The organism is Pelomicrobium sp., assembly GCF_036803785.1.
Taxonomy (GTDB): domain Bacteria; phylum Pseudomonadota; class Gammaproteobacteria; order Burkholderiales; family UBA6910; genus Pelomicrobium.
Genome location: NZ_DAIRTR010000203.1, coordinates 1 through 3,544, shown reverse-complemented (window position 1 = coordinate 3,544; position 3,544 = coordinate 1). Strand labels below are relative to the sequence as shown.

General features: G+C 67.0%; 3 protein-coding genes and 1 pseudogene. All 4 read left to right on the top strand.

Translation table 11 applies throughout. The annotated features are described in order from the left end of the window. Positions 1 to 187: pseudogene (locus tag V7Q81_RS15170) on the top strand (electron transfer flavoprotein subunit beta/FixA family protein); the annotation flags it as partial. Beyond that, positions 188 to 1,141, top strand: coding sequence for an electron transfer flavoprotein subunit alpha/FixB family protein (locus V7Q81_RS15165; RefSeq protein WP_333844984.1), 954 nt, complete (start codon positions 188 to 190; stop codon positions 1,139 to 1,141). A 51-nt stretch (positions 1,142 to 1,192) separates the two neighbouring features. Continuing rightward, a complete protein-coding gene (locus tag V7Q81_RS15160; RefSeq protein WP_333844981.1) occupies positions 1,193 to 2,986 on the top strand; it encodes an acyl-CoA dehydrogenase in 1,794 nt (597 codons plus the stop codon). A gap of 123 nt (positions 2,987 to 3,109) precedes the next feature. Next, positions 3,110 to 3,544 (top strand): TetR/AcrR family transcriptional regulator (locus tag V7Q81_RS15155; RefSeq protein WP_333844979.1); only part of this gene is annotated, 435 nt, incomplete at its 3' end.

Here is a 3,544-nt window from a genome sequence, read left to right as displayed (position 1 = left end):
GCCCAACATCGTGAAAGCGAAGAAAAAGCCTCTGGAGACCTTTACTCCCGAGGCTTTGGGGGTGGAGGTCACGCCGCGGCTCAAGGTTCTCAAGGTGGAGGAGCCCCCCAGGCGCAAGGCAGGCGTGCGGGTGGCCGATGTGAAGGAGCTGGTACAGCGGCTCAAACACGAAGCGAAGGTGATCTGAATGGCGGTCTTGGTCATTGCCGAGCACGACGGCGCCGCTCTCAAGCCGGCGACGCTCAACACCGTCACTGCCGGGGCTCGCCTCGATTCGCAGATTCATGTCCTGGTGGCCGGCTCGGCGTGTCGTGCAGTCGCCGAGACCGCGGCGCAAGTGGCAGGGGTGACCAAGGTGCTTTTTGCCGATGCCCCTCACCTCAAGGACTTGCTGGCGGAAAACTTGGCGCCTCTGATCGCCCGGCTTGCCTCGGGGTATAGCCACGTGCTGGCTCCCGCCACCACCTTCGGCAAAAACGTGATGCCCCGGGCGGCGGCCCTGCTGGACGTGGCCCAGGTGTCCGATATCGTAGCGATCGAGTCCCCTGACACGTTCGTGCGGCCCATATACGCCGGCAATGTGCTCGCCACGGTGCAGGCAACTGACCCCATCAAGCTGATCACGGTGCGCACCACCGCCTTCGAGGCGGCACCCCGGGGAGGAGCGGCCGCCACCATCGAGACGGTGGAGGTGCCCCCGGAGGCGGGCCTTTCCCGGCTGCTCGGACAGGAGCTCACCCGCTCGGCGCGTCCCGAGCTCACCGCCGCCCGGGTCGTCGTGGCCGGCGGCCGGGGTCTCGGAAGCGCGGAGAACTTCATGAGGCTGCTCGAGCCCCTCGCGGACAAGCTCAACGCCGCCATTGGCGCCTCCCGTGCTGCCGTAGACGCGGGCTTCGTGCCGAACGACTACCAGGTGGGGCAGACCGGCAAAGTGGTGGCCCCCGAGCTCTACATCGCGGTGGGCATCTCGGGGGCGATCCAGCACCTGGCGGGAATGAAGGATTCAAAAGTGATTGTGGCCATCAACAAGGACGTGGACGCCCCCATTTTCCAGGTGGCCGACTACGGGCTCGTGGCGGACATTTTCCAGGCGGTTCCCGAACTGGTGAAGGAGCTGGAGGCCGCTGCGGGCTCGACGTAGCAACGCTGCGGGCTGGGCCGCCGTCCCGGCTTGGTCGAGGGAAGTTGCACCATGAGCACCTACATCGCGCCTCTCCAAGACATGCGCTTCGTGCTGGACGCGCTGGCAGGACTGCCCGAGGTGGCGGCGCTGCCGGGCTACGAGGAAGTGACGCCGGACGTGGTGGGCGCCATTCTCCAAGAGGCGGCCCGGTTCGCGGCCGAGGTGCTCGCCCCCCTGAATACCGTGGGGGATCGGCACGGCAGCCGCCTCGAAGGCGGGCGGGTGGTCACTCCGCCGGGCTTTCGCGACGCCTACCGGCGCTTTGTGGATGCCGGTTGGAACGGGCTGGATGCAGACCCCCGCTTCGGCGGCCAAGGCCTGCCGCAACTGGTGGCCAAGCCCGTGCACGAGATGTGGAAGTCGGCCAACCTGGCCTTCTCCCTCTGCCCCATGCTCACCGCCGCGGCGGTCAAGGCGATCCAAGCCCACGGCTCGCAAGCCCAGCAGGAGGCTTTTCTGCCCAAGCTGGTCTCGGGGGAGTGGACCGGCACCATGAACTTGACGGAGCCCCAGGCCGGCTCGGACCTTTCGGCGGTGCGCACTCGGGCGCTTCCCCAAGGGGATCACTACCGCATCCGGGGTACCAAGATCTTCATTACCTGGGGGGAGCACGACTTGGCCGAGAACATCGTCCACATGGTCCTCGCGAGGCTACCCGATGCCCCCGAAGGGGTGAAGGGGATCTCCTTGTTCATCGTGCCCAAATTCCTGGTGAATCGGGACGGAACCCTGGGGCCGCGCAACGACGTGCAGGCGGTATCCCTGGAGCACAAGATGGGCATCCATGCGAGCCCCACGGCAGTGATGGCCTACGGCGAGAACGAGGGTGCCGTTGGCTATCTGGTGGGCGAGCCCCACCGCGGGCTCGAATATATGTTCACCATGATGAACAACGCCCGCCTGGCGGTGGGTCTCGAGGGGGTGGCCATTGCCGAGCGGGCCACCCAACAGGCGGTGGCTTATGCCAAGGAGCGGGTGCAGGGCCGTCCGGCGGGGCGCACGAGCGAGGCGCGAATGCCCATCATCCATCACCCGGACGTGCGGCGCATGCTGATGAGCATGAAGGCCCAGGTGGAGGCGATGCGCGCGCTTGCCTACTTCGCCTCGGGGCTGCTCGACCGAGCGGAGCGCCACCCGGATCCCACGACCCGCCGACAGGCCCAGGCCCTGGTGGACCTCCTCACGCCGGTGGTGAAAGGCTGGTGCACCGAACAGTCGGTGGAGGTCGCCTCCACCGGTATCCAGGTCCATGGGGGCATGGGCTACATCGAGGAGACCGGCGCCTGCCAGTTCCTGCGGGACGCCCGCATCACCCCCATCTACGAGGGCACGACTGGCATCCAGGCGAACGATCTGGTGGGGCGCAAGCTCGTGCGCGACGGAGGCGCCACCGCCATGGCTTTCATCCAGCGCATGCGCGCCGACGCGACGGCCCTGGCCGGCCTCGGCGACGGGGAGCTCACCTCCGTGGCCCAGGGGCTGGCCCAGGGTCTCGATTGTCTGGAGGAGGCGAGCCGTTGGCTACTGCGAGTGCATCCCGAGCGGCCCGCCGCTGCGGCCGCTGGCTCGGTTCCCTACCTCAAGCTCTTCGGCTGGGTGGCCGGGGGCTGGCTGCTCGCGAAAGCGGCCATGGCGGCGGGGCAACGGCTGCAGGACCCACAAGCCGACGAGGCTTGGTACCGGACGAAGAGGGTGACAGCCCGCTTCTACGCCGAGCATTGCCTGCCCCAGACCCAGGCCTTGGGCCAAGCCATCACCCGAGGGGCCGACAGCGTGCTCGCCCTGGACACCTCGGCTTTCTAGCCTCGGTGCCCCGTGGGCGCTTCCGGTCAAGCCGAGGGGGTCCGGGGCTTAGAAAAATCTCCTTGACGCTCACGGCTTGGTCGCGCCATAGTTCAAACGATCGTTTGAAGCGAACGTTCGACTATGCCCGCCAGAACCCTTCTGCCGCGTGCCGATGCCCCGAATGGGGTCTTGCCTGAGCGGGCCACCGACGCCAACACCAAGGACCGGATCCTGGATGCTGCCGAGACCCTGTTCATGGAACGGGGTTTCGTTGCCACCTCCTTGCGCATGATCACCGCCCGGGCGGGAGTGAATCTGGCGGCAGTGAACTACCATTTCGGTTCCAAGGAAGCCTTGATCAAGGCCGTGTTCAGCCGGCGTCTGGGCCCCTTGAACCAGGAGCGGGTGGCGATCCTGGATCAGCTGGAGCGGCAAGCCCAGGGAAAGCCTTTGCCACCGGAAAAGATCTTGGAAGCCTTTCTGTGTGCTTCCCTGCGCCTGTCCCGGGACCCCCTGCGGGGCGGTGCGGTGTTCCTGCGACTGCTGGGCCAGGCCTTTGCCGAGCCGGCCGAATAC